Source organism: Acidobacteriota bacterium (assembly GCA_016700075.1).
Taxonomy (GTDB): Bacteria; Acidobacteriota; Blastocatellia; order Pyrinomonadales; family Pyrinomonadaceae; genus OLB17.
Genome location: CP065000.1, coordinates 963,764 through 979,407, shown reverse-complemented (window position 1 = coordinate 979,407; position 15,644 = coordinate 963,764). Strand labels below are relative to the sequence as shown.

The following is a 15,644-nucleotide window of genomic DNA, read 5'->3' as shown; positions in this document are numbered from 1 at the left end:
GCGTAAATGATACAAGAGCCTAACAATCTGACGAAGCTGCGCTGGAGCCTACCCTGGCTTTCCAGGTATCCTGCGTCGCGTCTTAGAGCTCTATGGGAGAAAACGCTTTTTGAAAAGAAGCATGTGATCATCACAATTGCTGATCATTTCGAACCGGGCTGGAGCAAGAACGGCATCCTTGGCCACGCGGATCAGGTCCGTCGTCTGAAAGAATATCACCGAATGGCGCGGTCTATCGGCAACGCCGTGGTCGATGAGGACGGCACAAAATTTCGGCATACCAATTTTTATCCGGCAGAACAGTATGATCCTGAGATCTTGGACATCATGGCCGAAATGCAGTCTGAAGGGCTGGGCGAGGTTGAGGTCCATTTGCATCATGGTGATCCGGGAACGGACAGCGAAGAGTACCTGCGACAGGAGCTTTCGGAGTTTCGAGACACGCTTGCTGACCGGCACAAATGCCTGTCGCGGGATGTTGTGACGGGACAGGTCAGGTATGGTTTTGTCCACGGCAATCTGGCACTCGATAATTCTTGCGATGGACTCCATTGCGGCGTTGACAGCGAGATGGCGATACTGGCGGAGACGGGCTGTTATGCGGATTTCACAATGCCCTCGGCGCCTGATCGAACGCAAGTTCCCGTGCTCAACCAGATCTACGAGTGCGCCTTGCCTTTGGACGTGCCGGCGGCCCACAGCAAGGGGATAAGGATCGGCGTTGGGTCAGAGATCACGAAATTCCCGCTGATCTTCAGCGGTCCGCTGGTTTTCAATTGGCGCCGCCGAGTTAATGGCATGCCGCTGCCACGGATAGAGGACGGAGCTCTCGCGTCAAACCAGGACCTGGATATGGAGAGATTCCGCCGATGGGTCTCGGGCAATGTCACGGTCGCGGGCAAGAGCGACTGGATCTTCGTAAAGCTGTATTGCCACGGGTTTTTCGACCACGATCAACAGGCATGCATCGGCGAGGACGCAAAAAGATTTTTCGGCGACCTGATCGAAACAACCGCTAAGGACGGCCAATTTAAGATACATTTCGCCAGTACACGCGAGGCCTTTAACATCGCGATGGCGGCAGTTGACGGTCTTTCGGGTGACCCGAATCATTTTCGTGATCATCGCCTGAAAGCAATAATGAATGAGCGGTCTGAATCGGAAATCAGAAAGTCCGCAGCAAAAGCAAATGTCGAGACCGTTTGAGAAGATCAAAAAGATCCGAAGCCTTGACGAGGTGATCACTCGCGGAGGACAGGTCATTTCTGCCTATGCGGAGAACCGTTTCGGCGAAAGCGGCTCGATGTCCAACGAGGAATTCATCAAACGTATCGACGCCGGCTATTTTGGCAGGTCTCCGATAATTGCAGAGAGCCTTTGGCAGCGGTTCTTTGAGAACGGTGAAAAGGTCTTTTTCCCCTCCATCGCTGTTCGAGGCAATTCAGTTGCGAATATTTCGTCTATTCTTGACCGCGCGGACGTTCACACGAATATCATCGACAAGGCAGATCGGATCCTCAGCGGACGGTTCGACCTTTTGGGTTATCGGAACGTTTACGTCGGTGCTGACATTGACTGGCATCGCGACCCGATATCACAGAAACGCGCGCCGCTGCAGCATTGGAAAGAGATCGACCGAATTCCCGCCTCTGAGGTCGGCGACCGTAAGGTCATATGGGAGCTGAACCGGCATCAACACTTTTTCATTCTTGGTGCGGCCTATCGTCTTACCGGTGACGAAAGGTACGCGAATTGTTTTGTCGAGCACCTGTCATCGTGGGTGTCGCAGAATCCACCGGGAATGGGGATCAATTGGTCGAGCAGTCTGGAGGTCGCATTTCGCTCGATGTCGTGGATATGGGCGTTTCACCTATTCCGCGATTCCGAGAGTTTTACGCCTAATCATTTTATGGACGCGGCCAACTACCTCTATCGGCACGGCCGCCATATTGAAAAGTATCTTTCCAAATACTTCAGCCCGAATACGCACCTGACAGGTGAAGCTCTTGGACTGTATTACCTCGGCACACAGTTCCCGTATTTCCGAAGGGCAGCGTCGTGGAGGAAGCTCGCGAGTGAGATACTTCTCGCCGAGGCGGAAAAGCAGATCCATTCAGACGGTGTTTATTTCGAACAAAGCACGTGGTATCAGAAATACACCGTTGATATTTACACGCATTTCATCATTCTGCGATCGCTGCAGCCATCGTCAGGCGGGTACGTCTCGGACAGCAACTTGGAGGAACGGCTCGGCAAGGCATTTGACTATCTTTCGACGGTGGCGATGCCAGATGGCACAACGCCCCTGATCGGGGACGATGACGGAGGGCGATTACTTCCGCTGTCGTCTGCCGCACCGAACGATTTTCGGGGAAGCATTGCTGTGGGTTCGGTCTTATTCAGCAGCGGTGAGATGTGGGCGTGTGCGGGGACTGAGATCGAAGACCTGTTCTGGCTCTTAGGCGAGGCCGGTATAAACACTTACCGGTCGCTCGGTGCCTCAGTGCCCGGCATGGCGTCAAGGGATTTTGGTGTCGGCGGCCAATATGTGATGCGTGACGGATCAGGTGCATTGGATAACTATCTTCATATCGATTGCGGCGAGGTCGGGGCATTGTCCGGAGGTCACGGACACGCCGACACACTTTCTATTACCGCGGCGCTGAACGGAAAGTGTATCCTTGTTGATCCCGGGACCTACACATATCACGAATCAAAGGAAATGCGTGATCTGTTCCGTTCGACAGCCGCCCACAATACTTTGACTGTTGACGGCAGATCGTCGTCGGAGCCCGGAAGCACCTTCGGATGGCATTCGAGGGCGAACGCAACCGCTGAAAAATGGATCTCGCAGCCGCGTTTCGATCTATTCGAAGGAAGTCATGACGGATATCGACGTTTAGACGACCCTGTCATGCATCGCCGCAGTGTGCTTTTTCTGAAAGGCGATTACTGGGTCATTCGCGACGAGGCAGACGCCCAGCGAGTGCACGAGTACGATCTGCATTTTCATTTTGACGCGGGCGTAGATGTATCAGTATCGGAGGATGGGAGTTTTGTTGAAGGCGACGGATTCAAACTCCACACCTTTGGCGATGATGGGTTTTGGCAGCAGAGAGAAAGTTGGGTCTCGCGTGTTCACGGAAACAAGAAAAATGCCGCGTACTGCCGATATTCAGCCGCGGGCGTCGGTAAACAGGAATTTTTTACATTCTTGTTCCCTGTGATCGGCGAGGCGCCGAACGTCAGCGAGGTGCCGGTCGATTTTGGGCGTGCATTCGTTGTTAGAACCCCCAATTTCACAGACCTTTTCATCTTCGCAGACAACCAGTCTGAATCCACTGACAATGGTATTTTTGCATCAAATTTCCGCTACTCGTGGGCCCGTTTGTCTGACAACGGACAACTCCCTGACGAGATGCTGTTGATCCGCGGCGATTCGCTGAGCATAGGAGGAATGGAGATCTTCGCCGGGCAGCCGCTGGAATTCGCCCATATTCGACGGCTCGGAAAGGAGCTTTACATCTCAACCAACGAAGGCCTTTGGACGGCCGATATCGGATAGATCTTTCCACCGTGAAACCGCGAGTCTTACAATTCTTCGGAAGCTTTAATCAGGGCGGCTCCGAACGCCAGGCCGCGGCATTGACCGAGATGCTGGTGCGTGAAGGGCGGTTTGATGTTCGTGTGGCTGTGCTGGACGGTACGGGAGTTTTGCGTGAGGGTGTTGGATCGCTCGGGGTCCGCGAGATCGCGGAGTTCCCGTTAGCTTCTTTCTACGATGCGAATTGTGTACGGCAGGTACGCGCGTGTACAGCGTTTCTCAAAGAGAACAATATTTCGATCGTCCACACACATGACTTCTATTCAAATGTATTTGGAATGGCCGCGGCATCTTTCGCTCGGACGCCAATAAGAGTGGCATCGAAACGTGAGACCGGCGGAATGCGGTCGGGAACTCAGAAGTTTGTAGAAGGCATCGCGTTTGGCAGGGCCGATGCGATCGTCGCCAATTCGATGGCCGTCCGAGAACATTTGACGAACGAATACGGCATCTCTGAAGAAAAGATCGAGCTTATCTATAACGGCATTGGCGCCGCACGCTTCGTTGATAGCGGCGATGCTCTCGCGGTTCGTGTTTCAATGGACATTCCTCCCAATTCCAAACTTGTCACGCTGGTCGCAAATTTGCGTCATGAGGTCAAGAATGTGCCGATGCTGTTGCGGGCAGCGGCGGCAGTTCCTCGAGATGATGTGCATTTCGCCGTTGCCGGCGAGGGCGATCTGGAAACTGAATTGCAAAGGCTGGCAAATGATCTCGGCGTCGGCTGGCGGGTTCATTTTTTGGGCAGATGCGACGATGTTCCCAGACTCTTGAGAGCATCAGATGTGTGCGTGCTCACGTCAACAAACGAAGGATTTTCAAATTCTATTCTCGAATATATGGCCGCCGGAAAACCGGTGGTGGCGACCGATGTCGGCGGTGCCCGCGAGGCTGTCATCGACGGTGAAACCGGATTCCTCGTAGCATCCGACGACGACAGAGGATTGGCGGAAAAACTTAACGTCCTGCTCGACGACCAACAGATCGCAAATTCGTTCGGAGAAAGAGGACGGCAAAAGATCGCGAGAGAGTTCTCATTACAGATCCAACTAGATCGGACAATTGCGGTGTATGAGCGGCTGCGTGCCGTAAATGGAAAATGAAACTTCGTGTCGTGCAGCTTGGTCCTGTTCCACCGCCGGAAGGCGGCGTGAGCAGAAACGTGTTTGCGATACGTGAACGGCTGTTGATCGGCGGCGATTACTGTACTGTTATCGCGACGACAAAAGGTAATGCAGGGTCAGATGTTGACGGGATCTCTTTTCCCCGTACTCCAATTCAACTGGTCAAAGTGCTCCGATCCGCCGCAACCGACATCACACATCTGCACCTCGGCGGCGAGATAACTCCGCGTGTGCTCGCTCTCGCGGCCGCGGTTACGATGTTCGGGCGCGGAAAGAAAGTGCTGACCATGCACTCCGGCGGTTTCCCGAGTTCGAAGACCGGACGTGCGGCATCGCCGGCAACTTTAGCCGCAGCCGTCTTCAGGCGGTTCGATCACGTCATTGCGGTCAATGACGAGATCGCGACAGTGTTCCGCCGTTACGGTGTCGATGACTATAGGCTGTCAGTGGTCCCGCCCTATGTGCTGACGCGTCCAAGGGAACAGGTTGAGATGCCGGCCGAGATCTCCGGCTTTACGAAAGGCCACACGCCGCTGTTTGTTGCCGTTGGCGGTCTAGAACCTGAATATCAGCCGTTGCTCCTGATCGATGCGATGCGGTATATCGTAGATGAGCATCAGAATGCGGGGCTTGTCATTGTAGGCGGCGGTTCGCTTCGGGAGCACGCCGAAAATGCGATCCTTGAGGCCGGTCTTGCGGACAGCGTTTTGCTGGCGGACTCGATCGAGCACGATGTTGTATTGAAGCTCATAGAACAAGCTGACGTGATGCTTCGAATTACGCAGTTTGACGGCGATGCGATCTCTGTTCGCGAATCGCTTTTCCTCGGCACACCGGTAATTGCATCAAGAACCGGACTTCGTCCCGAAGGCGTTCACCTCATCGACGATCACGAACCGGAGTCCATCGCCGCCGCTGTCAGTGAGGTCATGTCAGTCCCGCCGAGACATCAAGATGCAGCTCCGCAGGCCGATCAAATCGCCGCTATTATTGGGCTTTACAGAAAGTTGGCAACAACACAAGACAGCTAGAGTTCAGTAGATGGTGATAGGTGACAAGCACCTCTATCGTAATCCGGCGAGACTCGATGAGATCAAGTCTGCTCCGGGATTCTTTCCATCGCGGCCTTTTCCGGCAAAACGGCTGTTCGGCGAGAGGCGATAGTCGCCGCTCGCTGCATCAGCAAAACCCAATTCCGAAACTCCTGAAACGAATTCATTCCCGGGCGGAAATGACCTTCCGGACGGGTCGATCCTGTTCAGGTCAATGAAAATGTTATTGAAAAACATCGCCCGTGCAGCATCGGATCGCATGTCGAGGCGTCCATGAATGCCGTAATCTCCGTGACCGACGATGTTATCGTAAAATTCAAAGCCGCGAGGCATCGCACCATGAAACGTTGTAATGTTGCCGTTGTTGAGTACGGTGTTGTTACGAATTACGATTCCCTCGCCGTCATTCACCAGTACAAAATAGCCGCCGCCCTCAATTACGTTCGTGCCAACGTTAAGGAACAGGTTGTTCTCGATGGTCAGGTTTCGCAGCGTCTGGCTCGCGTGCGTGTCGTCGCGCCCGAGTATGTTGATGCCGTCGCCTGTCGTGTCGATGATGTTGTCGCGTACCACGACATTCTCTATGGTTGAAAAGGCAGCTTTTCCATCCTGATTGCGGACCGTGATGCGGAAAGCTGAGCCTTTTAAATTGTCCGTAATCAAATTGGCTTTGAAAACGACATTCTTTGCGTTCTTCAGTTCGAAAGCGGTCTTCATCGTGGAGTCTTTGTTCCACGATCGCGATTTGCTCAGATGGTTGCCGGTGACCTCGATATCCGTCGGGATGAGTTCCGCATTTGCGGGGTCAGCACCGCCGAACATTATATTTTCCGCACCGCCTTCGATGTAATTGTTGTAGATACGTACGTTTCGCGTCCCTGTCCAACCGCAGATGCCCTGTGTTTCTTCGCCCGGATATGCGAAGCCTTCGATGTAGCTGTTCTTGATCGTAATATGCGCACTGTTTAACGCGATACCGCGTCGAACCGTCCCGCGGCCGCCATTGCTGTGAATGTAGGAACGGTCGATCTCGATATCGGTAGGTACATTTTCCGGACGGGTTTCGCCATTTCCGAGGACGACGAGGCCGTAATTATAACGAGAACTTGTTGATGTAAATTCGATGCCGACGATGCGATAACCGCTTGCACCGTTAGAAGCCATTAGTGCGGCGCGGCCAAGCATTCCCGAAACAATGCGTGCCATATGTTGGCGGTCAGCGGGAGTAACGCGTTTGCCTTCGATAAGTTTGTCGGCGGCAGAGGAACGGATCGTGAGCGGCTTTCCTGAATTGCTTTTCGTTAAGTTTATCTGTCCGTTATAGGTCGCTCCTGCTTCAAGTTCGATAATGTCTCCGCCGTTTGCCCGGTCGATCGCTGCTTGAAGATTCCCGCCGGCAGGAACTTTTATAAGCCTGCCTTCCTCGAAACGTTCGGTTATTTCGGGCTGTGCGTAAAACAATCCAAAGCTGTCAGTGTTCCATTCCCAACCGAATCCAATTATAAACATGACCGAGAAAAGCAGCGGCAGAGCGATGCGCAAAATGCCCAGTCGACGGCTTGGCTGCCGTTCCTTTGCCTTCACGCGGATCGCATTTGTTGTCATTACTTCTGTCACAATACAAGCGTCGAGGAAGAAAACGCTGAAAACCTCGTAAAATCCAAATGTCTTGTCGATTTCCGATGCCAATAAGCGATATTTTTCTTCCAATATCAGACGCCGGGCTGTATTCTAATAGAAGCCTCATTGGCTCCCACAAAATTCAGTAAAAGCAGGCCTATTCGTAATTTCTATTCTTGGTATGTGCGGCATAAACGGCATCGCATATTCTCCCGCGTCCCGACGACAGGTTAGCGAGGCAAAGCTGATCGCAATGCGCGAGCGTTTGCATCACCGCGGACCTGACGCGGGAGGTGTATTGACCGCCGGTAATGTCGGTCTCGGCCATCGGCGGCTTTCGATCGTCGATGTAGCCCACGGCCGACAGCCGATGACATACGGCGATCTGACCATCGTTTACAACGGCGAGGTTTACAACCATGCTGACGAACGCGGCGATCTGATCGCCCGCGGCCACGTTTTCTCAAATCGCAGCGACACGGAAACGATCCTGCACCTTTACGCTGAATACGGCCGCGACTGCGTTGAGCATCTTCGCGGAATGTTCGCGTTCGCGATCTGGGACAAACGAAAGCAAGAGCTTTTTCTGGCACGCGACCGATTCGGAGTAAAGCCTCTTTATTACGTCCACGACGATGACGGTTCGCTTTATTTCGCTTCTGAGATCAAATCGCTGCTCGCCGTAGATGCGGTAAAGCCGCAATTGAACTACAACGCACTTCCGGACCAATTTGCGAACCATGGTACATCGGGCGATGAAACGCTTTTTCGCGGCGTAAAGCGCCTACTGCCGGGACACACTTTGCTGTGGAAAGACGGACGGATCGAGATTCGAGAGTATTGGGATCTCAAATTCGAACCCAAGCACGAGCCGATGTCTGACCGTGATGCGGTCGAGATGTGGCGCGAGATGTTTCGGCGTGCGGTCGAGCTTCGTCTGATGGCCGATGTGCCGCTGGGAATGTTCCTTTCCGGCGGGATCGACTCGTCGGCCATCGCTGCGATGATGTCGCAAATGGTTTCGGAGCCAATAAAAACATTCTCCGTCGCGTTCAACGAGCGCGATGCGAACGAACTCGAATATGCGCGGCTTGTCGCGAACAAGTTCAAAACCGATCATCACGAGATCACGATCACGCCGGAGCAATTCTTTACCGAGCTGCCGAAACTCGTTTGGCACGAGGACGAGCCGATCGGTTTTATCGCGAGTGTGCCGCTGTATTTTGTTTCAAAACTCGCACAGGAACATGTAAAGGTCGTTCTAACCGGCGAGGGCAGCGATGAAACGCTTGCCGGGTACGGGCGTTATGCAAAGACGCTGCAATTGCTGAATTACGGACAAAAGTATGAGGCGGTCACGCCATCATTCTTCAGAGATGCGGTTCGCGGCGGCGTGGCGACGCTGCCGGGCGGATTCGGCCGCAAACTCGGCAGAACATTCCTTAGTCGCGAAGCAGATATAGAGAACCTCTTTTTCGACAACTTCGGTGTGTTCCCGCGAAAGATGCAAAGAGATCTGTTCTCCCGCGAGACCCTCCAAAGGATCGGTGACGAAGATCCATACATTCTGCAAAGAAGCTGGATCGAAAAGACCGACGCAGACGATATTCTCGATAAGCTGCTTTATGCCGATACTAAAACCTATCTGCACGAGCTGCTGATGAAACAGGATCAGATGTCGATGGCGGCGTCGATCGAAAGCCGCGTTCCGTTTCTCGACCACAAACTTGTCGAATTTGCCGCGCGTCTGCCGCGAGAGATGAAGCTACGCGGTTCAACGACAAAATGGATACTTCGCGAGGCGATGAAGGGAATTCTGCCGGACGAAATATTGGATCGGCCGAAAATGGGCTTTCCGGTGCCGGTCGGGAATTGGTTCCGCGGTGAATTCAAGAATTTCGTTGATGAATACGTACTCGGTGACCGCGCGATCGCACGCGGCATTTTCAATGGCGAAGCGGTGCGGCGGCTTGTCGCTGAACACAACGCGGGCCAGAATCACGACGAACGCATTTGGGCCCTTGTAAATTTCGAGATCTGGCAGCGGCAGTTCTTTGATGGCGAGGCAACGAAATGAAACACATCATCCTGACAACCTATCCGGAACGCGATGTCGAAACGGGCTGGCTGGCGATGCTTGCTGACGCGGATATGGCAACGCATTATGCCTCGCCGGAGTATTTCAATGACCGATTTGTCGGTGCCGGCGAGCGGTTCGCGGTGCTGGCGGAAGATGAGGGAAAGATCGTCGCGGCGTTGACGGGTGTTGCCCACGGCGGATACGTGTTGTCGGGCTTTGCCGTTCGGCCGCAGGCCGCGTTTCTCAACGGTACTGAATGCGATGCGGCGTTTAAATGCCTCCTCAGCGGTGTTCGCTCGCTAAGGTCGAGCGCCGAGCTTACTGACATACATCTTTGGCAGCCGGTTGGAGGTAACGTGGATTCCTTTGAAGCACAACAGGCGACCGGCGCGGACCGGATCGTAATGCTTGATCTGCGCCGAGGTGCCGATGAGCTTTTCAAGGGCTTTGCGGAACGCCGGCGTTCGCAGATACGAAAGGTAGTAAAACAAGGCCTTGTCACCGTAAAAGACCTTGAAACGGAACAGGAGGTAGAACAACTCTATGCCATCCACTGCGATTGGACGGCGAAAAAAGGCATTGCAGCCGACAACGAAGGAGATTTTCGCACCCTGATCGGAGCGAAATATCGAAAGACGCTGATCGCACTGCATGATGGCGAGGTTATTGCCGGCACATACTTTCGATATTTCCCAAAGGGCGTGGTCGAGTATGCCGCGAACAATTCGCGACAGGAGTTTCAGCGTTTGCACCCAAATGAACTGCTTGCCTGGCGCGGCATCGAATGGGCATGCGAACGCGGTTTTCGATGGTTCAGCATGGGGGCATCGCCTCCATTCCTCTCAAGATTCGGCGGTGAGATTTGGAGCACTTGGAGGTATCGAAAGGACAATACATTTCTGCGGCTGCATGCGAACCGCGAGCGGCTGAGCCGCATAGCCCTGCAGACCTACAATTCGATGCCGGAATCGCTGAAACGCAAGATCCGTTCAGCAAGAACTGCATAAGATGGCACCTGACACCGCAAAAAAGATGGTTAAGACAGGATCGGAAGCTCTTCGCGGCCGCGACATTCTGTGCTTTTCGCACGACTGGACGGGCGATCCGCTTTCAAAAACGCATCTGATGCGCGTGCTTGCAAAGGACAATCGTATCCTTTGGGTTAACGCAATTGCGAACCGAATGCCGACAGCTTCCTCGAAAGACGTTTCACGCATCTTTAAAAAGCTGAAAGGCTTTACCGAGCCGATACGTGAGGTCGAGCCGAACATATTCGTGCTGAATCCTTTTGCGATCCCCGCATACGGTAGCCGTTTGATCGTTGAATGGAATCGGCGGACCTTGATACGTCAGATCAAGAACGCAATGGCAAAGCTGCGAATGAATGACGTCGTCAACATGGTTTTCAATCCCGCTGCCGGGATGATCGCGAGGCATATCGGAGAAAAGGAGCTGATCTATTATTGCGTTGACGAATACACTGCGTTCACGGGCAGCGAAGCACTGAAAGATATCGAGGAAAAACTGTTTCGCGATGCTGATCTGGTCGTGGTTTCGGCGGAGAAGCTTTACAAGGACAAGAAAAAATTCAACCCGAACACGCATATCATTCGGCACGGAACAGATTGGCGGCATTTCAGGGCCGCGGTCGATGCAGCGATTGAAATACCGGCTGACGTTGCTCATCTGGCCCGGCCGATCATCGGTTTTCACGGGCTGCTGGCGGATTGGGTCGATTACGAGCTGATAAAGAGAACCGCGGAGCATTTTTCGGAAGGCTCGGTCGTGCTGGTTGGTAAGATCGCCGTCGATGCTGAGGAAAAGGTGAAAATACTTGACGGCGTGCCGAATGTCGCCTTCCTCGGCCGCAAGCCCTACGCAGAACTGCCGGCGTATTGCCGTTCGTTCGATGTGGCGATAAATCCGTTCGTAATAAACGATCTGACGCTTGCTGCAAATCCTCTAAAGGTGCGCGAATACCTCGCCGCAGGCTTGCCTGTGGTTTCCACCGATATTCCTGAGGTGCGCGTGCTTGCGGATTGTCTCGTCGGTGAATCTCACGAGGATTTCATCGCAAAGCTCGAAACCGCATTGTGTTCGCCCAAACCGCGTGCCGAGGTGAGCGACGCGATCCGCCATGAAAGCTGGGAGGCAAAAGTTGAAGAGCTTCGACGCCTTATTGAGACATCAGTGATAAGTGCCGAGTGATGAGTGCCGAGTGATGAGTGGCCTGTCATTTGTTACCGAACGAGAATGAAGATATGAACGCTGCGATGACAGAGAATTTAGAGATCGCCGAGCAGCACGGCCGCGAAGTGGCGGCCGGTGAACGCTTTGAATTCGGCAAGAACTGGGCTGCATTCCTGAGCGTGCTTGACGATGAGCGAATACAGACCGCAGTTGAATCGCTAAAGGAAATGCTTGAATGCGATAGCCTTGCGGGCAGATCGTTTCTCGACATCGGTTCGGGGAGCGGGCTGTTCTCGCTCGCGGCGAGGAAATTGGGTGCGCGAGTGCATTCGCTGGATTTTGATACGAATTCCGTTGCGTGTACGAAGGAATTGCGGCGGCGATATTTCGACGGGGACGGCGATTGGACGATCGAGCAGGCGTCTGCTCTTGACGCCGAGCATTTGAAACGGTTAGGCAGCTTTGATGTCGTCTATTCCTGGGGCGTTTTGCATCACACGGGTGAGATGTGGCGAGCGCTGGAAAATGCGTCGATCCCGACGCGGCCCGGCGGAAAATTATTTATCGCGATCTATAACGACACAGGTTCGCAAGCCGCTCGTTGGCATTGGATCAAGAAAACATACTGCCGGGCTGCCGAGCGTGCTCAAAACACCTTTTGCCGCGGCGGTGATACTGCCGGACGAACTAAAGCGGCTAACATCCTCGCTGCTGCGGCTCAAACCGCAGGAGTATTTATATTCATGGACGCGATATAAAAACGGCCGGGGAATGAACCGCTGGCACGACATCATAGATTGGGTCGGCGGATATCCGTATGAGGCCGCGACCGTCGATGAGATCTTCGAATTCTACAAAACGCGCGGTTTTACGCTCGTAAAGATAAAAGCCGGCGGCGTTGGTTTAGGCTGCAACGAATTTGTTTTCGAACGCAACGCCGCTCAGTAGCAACGCGATCAATTGGGCCCGCCTGTGACGGTGAATTTCAGATCATCTTTCAATTGGGCGATCTTTATGTCATTAGCATTGAATGCGTCGATCTTCATACGCCATTCGCCGTTGGTGAAAGCCTTATCCGGCTTGAAGGACGTATCTTCCACCTTGTGATTGATGTACGGCGACCGTGCTTTTACTTCTTTGGCAAAAAAGCTGACCTTGTAGTATGCCGCGTCGGGATAGGGTTCCCATTTCGCCTCAAAGGCGGCGGAATCGACCTTGGCGTTGGCCTTTGGGCTCTGTGTTTTTATGTCCGACTTGAAAAGATTTGTCGCGGGAGCGAAGAACGTTTTGTCGGGCTCCATTTTGTATTTCGCGGCCGAAATTATCGAGCCTTTTGTCGCGAAAACATAGGCGGGAGTGTTAAATACTCTTACGACAAGCCCTTCGTAATCGCCCGGTTCGACGTCCTTGATCAGATATTCGCCCGCGTCGTCGGTTTTGGTCGTGTATTGCTTTTCGCGGCAGCCGAGTATCGAGCTGAACTTTTGACACAGCTTCACTTCAACGCCCGCCGCCGGTTTTTCGTTGAAAAGCACCGTGCCCTGCACGTTCGACTTGCCCGCGGACGGTTTCTCCTTTTCTGTGCCCGTTTCCGACGCAACATAACCGTCTTTCTCCACGGTCGTGGGCGGTACGGTGCGGTTGGCGTTCGCCCTATCCAGAGCCTTGTTCGCCATCTCAGTGAAATTGAAACGGCTGCACCCCAATACGAAAAACAAGATCACGGCGATCAACGCCAAATTCGTCCTCATAACTCGAAATGCCTCCTATTTATCTGAACCCCGCGGGAATGTCCTCATAATATATCCAAATGAATGCGACGCAAAATGTTGCGAAACGCCCCGCAGCAGAGATCATCCGCCGCGAGGCATAAACATCGCGGGACACTCTATGGAGTCTCGAATGCGGCCTCGGATGTGCAACTCTTCGGCTAAATGAACTTGCTTGCGACCGAAAGCAGATTCTCGAGATAGGCTGTAACGTCTGCGAGGCGTTGAATAGTATCTGCGTAATTGTTAAGCGTCTGCGTCGTATCGGCTAATCTTCTATTGATACTTTTTAGTTCGGTCAGTGCCGCATTGATATCCGCGTCATATTCATCTCTCCATGATGCCGACACGAGATTCACAAAATGGCCCCTAAGGATCTTTCCTCTGAAAAGAAAATTTTGTCGCTGGGTTGGTGTGAAATCCGCGTTGTTACGAGCATTAAGAAAGCAGAGGTCAATACACCTTGCCAGGTCGCGAGGGTCAAGATAGATCATTTTTATCTCCTTTTACTTATTCTTATTTCTTGTTTCTTATGGTCTGAACCGCATTGCGGAGCCGCTCAACATCTTCGACAAATTCTGACAGTTCACCGCGAAGAGATGCGAGGTCCTGAGGGGTTCTGTTGTACTTTGCGACCTTTACGAGTTCTTCATGAACGCTTTTTATTCGTTTCGGGATAGTAGAGGGTTTGTAATGAGCCGCAGTGTCATAAGCCTCCTTGTATTGTCGGATGGACGCCAGAGCTTTGGACCTTTGATCAGCAGACATATCCTTCTTGCGGAGGTTATAGTAAACGATCGCGGTTGTATATCTGTCATTGGCGGCTAAGTCAGTCAAAGGATCGACGTATGAATCAAGGTCGCGGGCAATTTGGTCAAGTATCACATTAATTGGCCGAGATGCCTCAATTATGGATGAACGCAACGTGTTCCAACGCTTTCTTTCGAGCGACCATTTTCCGACAACACCGATAATTGTTGCGATCGGGGTAACAAAGCGTGAGGCGGTGGGGTCTTTTTTCTCGTCTTTACCCAGATTTTCAAAAGTGTTCTTGAGTGAACGCAAATTGTTGGCAAATGTCTGAGTATTATCATCGAATCGCTTCGGTGCGTCGGATCCGGCTAATTCAGCAAGGTTATTACTATAATTTGAGAGCTCTCTCAGCAATCGTATTCGAGTATCGATAGATCTCTGTGGAAAAGGCGGTTCCTTTAACGGCGAGGCCATCGTCACCTTTTGGGTGACCTTTCCAGCCTCGTCGCGAAGCTCATAGACAATGTAATCTCCCACTTCAAAACTCGGATCGATCTGAAGCAATTCGAAATAAAGGTCATATTCCTGGGCATTAAGTCCATTGTAGTACTCTGCGATCGTCTTCGATCCGTCTTTTACGGCCGCATCGAATGTATTGATATCTTCTTTTAGTTGTGTGCGGTTGCAGCCGGTAAATATCAAACACGCTGCAATTAGGAGCAGTGCTGTTCTGGTTTTCATTTTACGTTTCCTCCCGATAAACATTACTAACTAAAGCCTCCAATCTACGGTCCCGGGGGTGGGGTTGATTTTTTGGGATCTTTTTCTACGGTCTTTGCGCTGATCCACGCGGCGAGTTTACCGACGTTGCCGGCGTAAATATTACGAACCGGGGCGTCGAGGACGCGTATGAGCTGCATTCCTTCGGCGACGCGGGCAGAAACGTCGGCGGTCGCTGCGACGCGCTCGGCGGTGGCGGTGGCGCCTATGTCCATTGAGGCTTCAAAGGCGTCCGCGGCGTTCTTAAGATCGTTGCGGAATGTAGCGGGCAATCCGTAGTCCTCAAAATCGCCCTCGTATGCGGCTGAATCTTCAAAAAAGGCACGTGCACGGGCCAGGAGCTGTGCATCGGGCAAATTTCGCCGGTATTGGAAAAGATCCGAAATGCCGTCGAATTGGTACTCCATCGCGCGTGCGGTGCGGGCGATGGCGGCCATGTCTTCGCGGAGATTTTCGCGTGCCGTTGCCTTTTGCTCGAAAGCCTGGCTGAATTCGCCGAATTCGGACTCCTTTGTACCTGCAATTGTCTCGATTTCCGTGGATTTCGCCGCAATTTCGGCAAATTTACCTGCGATGAACCCGCCGAAATCCGCCGCGTTGTCCACGCCGAACTGCGCGACGCGCGCAACAGCCTCATAACGCCGTCTGTCTCTGTCGTTCATGAAATAACCT

At 52.9% G+C, this 15,644-nt stretch carries 14 protein-coding genes; 9 read left to right on the top strand and 5 right to left on the bottom strand.

The window, feature by feature from the left end:
- Positions 1–6: 6 nt before the first annotated feature.
- The 4 genes from IPM50_04455 to IPM50_04440 are packed head-to-tail and all read left to right on the top strand — an operon-like array spanning position 7 to position 5,759.
- Positions 7–1,206, top strand: a complete 1,200-nt coding sequence (locus IPM50_04455) for a hypothetical protein (protein ID QQS33834.1) — start codon at positions 7–9, stop codon at positions 1,204–1,206.
- Complete coding sequence (locus tag IPM50_04450; GenBank protein QQS33833.1) at positions 1,190–3,565, top strand: alginate lyase family protein; 2,376 nt, start codon at positions 1,190–1,192, stop codon at positions 3,563–3,565. Before IPM50_04455 ends, IPM50_04450 begins: the two co-directional genes overlap by 17 nt.
- Positions 3,566–3,576: 11 nt before the next feature.
- Entirely contained in the window at positions 3,577–4,707 is a 1,131-nt protein-coding gene (locus IPM50_04445; protein ID QQS33832.1) for a glycosyltransferase, read from the top strand.
- Positions 4,704–5,759 carry a glycosyltransferase family 4 protein gene (locus tag IPM50_04440; GenBank protein QQS33831.1) on the top strand — a complete coding sequence of 352 codons (1,056 nt, stop codon included), beginning with the start codon at positions 4,704–4,706 and terminating at the stop codon, positions 5,757–5,759. The genes IPM50_04445 and IPM50_04440 overlap by 4 nt, the downstream gene beginning before the upstream one ends.
- A gap of 33 nt (positions 5,760–5,792) precedes the next feature.
- Here IPM50_04440 and IPM50_04435 read toward each other — a convergent pair whose 3' ends face one another.
- A complete protein-coding gene (locus IPM50_04435) occupies positions 5,793–7,469 on the bottom strand; it encodes a hypothetical protein (GenBank protein ID QQS33830.1) in 1,677 nt (558 codons plus the stop codon).
- Between the two features lie 112 nt (positions 7,470–7,581).
- Between IPM50_04435 and asnB the strand changes: the two genes are divergently transcribed.
- The 5 genes from asnB (at position 7,582) to IPM50_04410 (ending at position 12,618) form a co-directional block, all read left to right on the top strand.
- Entirely contained in the window at positions 7,582–9,477 is a 1,896-nt protein-coding gene (asnB, locus tag IPM50_04430; protein ID QQS33829.1) for an asparagine synthase (glutamine-hydrolyzing), read from the top strand.
- Positions 9,474–10,487, top strand: a complete 1,014-nt coding sequence (locus tag IPM50_04425; GenBank protein ID QQS33828.1) for a GNAT family N-acetyltransferase — start codon at positions 9,474–9,476, stop codon at positions 10,485–10,487. Before asnB ends, IPM50_04425 begins: the two co-directional genes overlap by 4 nt.
- Before the next feature lie 25 nt (positions 10,488–10,512).
- A complete protein-coding gene (locus IPM50_04420) occupies positions 10,513–11,688 on the top strand; it encodes a glycosyltransferase (GenBank protein QQS34459.1) in 1,176 nt (391 codons plus the stop codon).
- A gap of 65 nt (positions 11,689–11,753) precedes the next feature.
- The gene (locus tag IPM50_04415; GenBank protein QQS33827.1) at positions 11,754–12,428 is read left to right on the top strand and encodes a class I SAM-dependent methyltransferase; all 675 of its coding nucleotides are present in this window, start codon (positions 11,754–11,756) and stop codon (positions 12,426–12,428) included.
- A 13-nt stretch (positions 12,429–12,441) separates the two neighbouring features.
- A complete protein-coding gene (locus IPM50_04410) occupies positions 12,442–12,618 on the top strand; it encodes a hypothetical protein (protein ID QQS33826.1) in 177 nt (58 codons plus the stop codon).
- A gap of 8 nt (positions 12,619–12,626) precedes the next feature.
- On the opposite strand, the gene IPM50_04405 is transcribed toward IPM50_04410, so the two are convergent.
- From IPM50_04405 to IPM50_04390, 4 genes are all read right to left on the bottom strand, one after another.
- Positions 12,627–13,421, bottom strand: a complete 795-nt coding sequence (locus tag IPM50_04405; GenBank protein ID QQS33825.1) for a hypothetical protein — start codon at positions 13,419–13,421, stop codon at positions 12,627–12,629.
- A gap of 179 nt (positions 13,422–13,600) precedes the next feature.
- Positions 13,601–13,933 carry a hypothetical protein gene (locus IPM50_04400; protein ID QQS33824.1) on the bottom strand — a complete coding sequence of 111 codons (333 nt, stop codon included), beginning with the start codon at positions 13,931–13,933 and terminating at the stop codon, positions 13,601–13,603.
- A gap of 22 nt (positions 13,934–13,955) precedes the next feature.
- Entirely contained in the window at positions 13,956–14,933 is a 978-nt protein-coding gene (locus IPM50_04395) for a hypothetical protein (GenBank protein QQS33823.1), read from the bottom strand.
- 44 nt (positions 14,934–14,977) lie between these two features.
- Positions 14,978–15,634: a hypothetical protein gene (locus tag IPM50_04390; protein ID QQS33822.1), complete on the bottom strand. Its 657-nt coding sequence runs from the start codon at positions 15,632–15,634 to the stop codon at positions 14,978–14,980.
- Positions 15,635–15,644: the final 10 nt, after the last annotated feature.

What these genes read in the sequence shown, in the direction of transcription:
- IPM50_04400 (QQS33824.1), bottom strand. Translation starts at nt 13,933, where the DNA reads ATGATCTATCTTGACCCTCGCGACCTGGCAAGGTGTATTGACCTCTGC.
- IPM50_04415 (QQS33827.1), top strand. Translation starts at nt 11,754, where the DNA reads ATGACAGAGAATTTAGAGATCGCCGAGCAGCACGGCCGCGAAGTGGCG.
- IPM50_04410 (QQS33826.1), top strand. Translation starts at nt 12,442, where the DNA reads ATGAACCGCTGGCACGACATCATAGATTGGGTCGGCGGATATCCGTAT.
- IPM50_04405 (QQS33825.1), bottom strand. Translation starts at nt 13,421, where the DNA reads ATGAGGACGAATTTGGCGTTGATCGCCGTGATCTTGTTTTTCGTATTG.
- IPM50_04440 (QQS33831.1), top strand. Translation starts at nt 4,704, where the DNA reads ATGAAACTTCGTGTCGTGCAGCTTGGTCCTGTTCCACCGCCGGAAGGC.
- IPM50_04420 (QQS34459.1), top strand. Translation starts at nt 10,513, where the DNA reads ATGGTTAAGACAGGATCGGAAGCTCTTCGCGGCCGCGACATTCTGTGC.
- IPM50_04390 (QQS33822.1), bottom strand. Translation starts at nt 15,634, where the DNA reads ATGAACGACAGAGACAGACGGCGTTATGAGGCTGTTGCGCGCGTCGCG.
- IPM50_04395 (QQS33823.1), bottom strand. Translation starts at nt 14,933, where the DNA reads ATGAAAACCAGAACAGCACTGCTCCTAATTGCAGCGTGTTTGATATTT.
- IPM50_04425 (QQS33828.1), top strand. Translation starts at nt 9,474, where the DNA reads ATGAAACACATCATCCTGACAACCTATCCGGAACGCGATGTCGAAACG.
- IPM50_04450 (QQS33833.1), top strand. Translation starts at nt 1,190, where the DNA reads ATGTCGAGACCGTTTGAGAAGATCAAAAAGATCCGAAGCCTTGACGAG.
- asnB (QQS33829.1), top strand. Translation starts at nt 7,582, where the DNA reads ATGTGCGGCATAAACGGCATCGCATATTCTCCCGCGTCCCGACGACAG.
- IPM50_04455 (QQS33834.1), top strand. Translation starts at nt 7, where the DNA reads ATGATACAAGAGCCTAACAATCTGACGAAGCTGCGCTGGAGCCTACCC.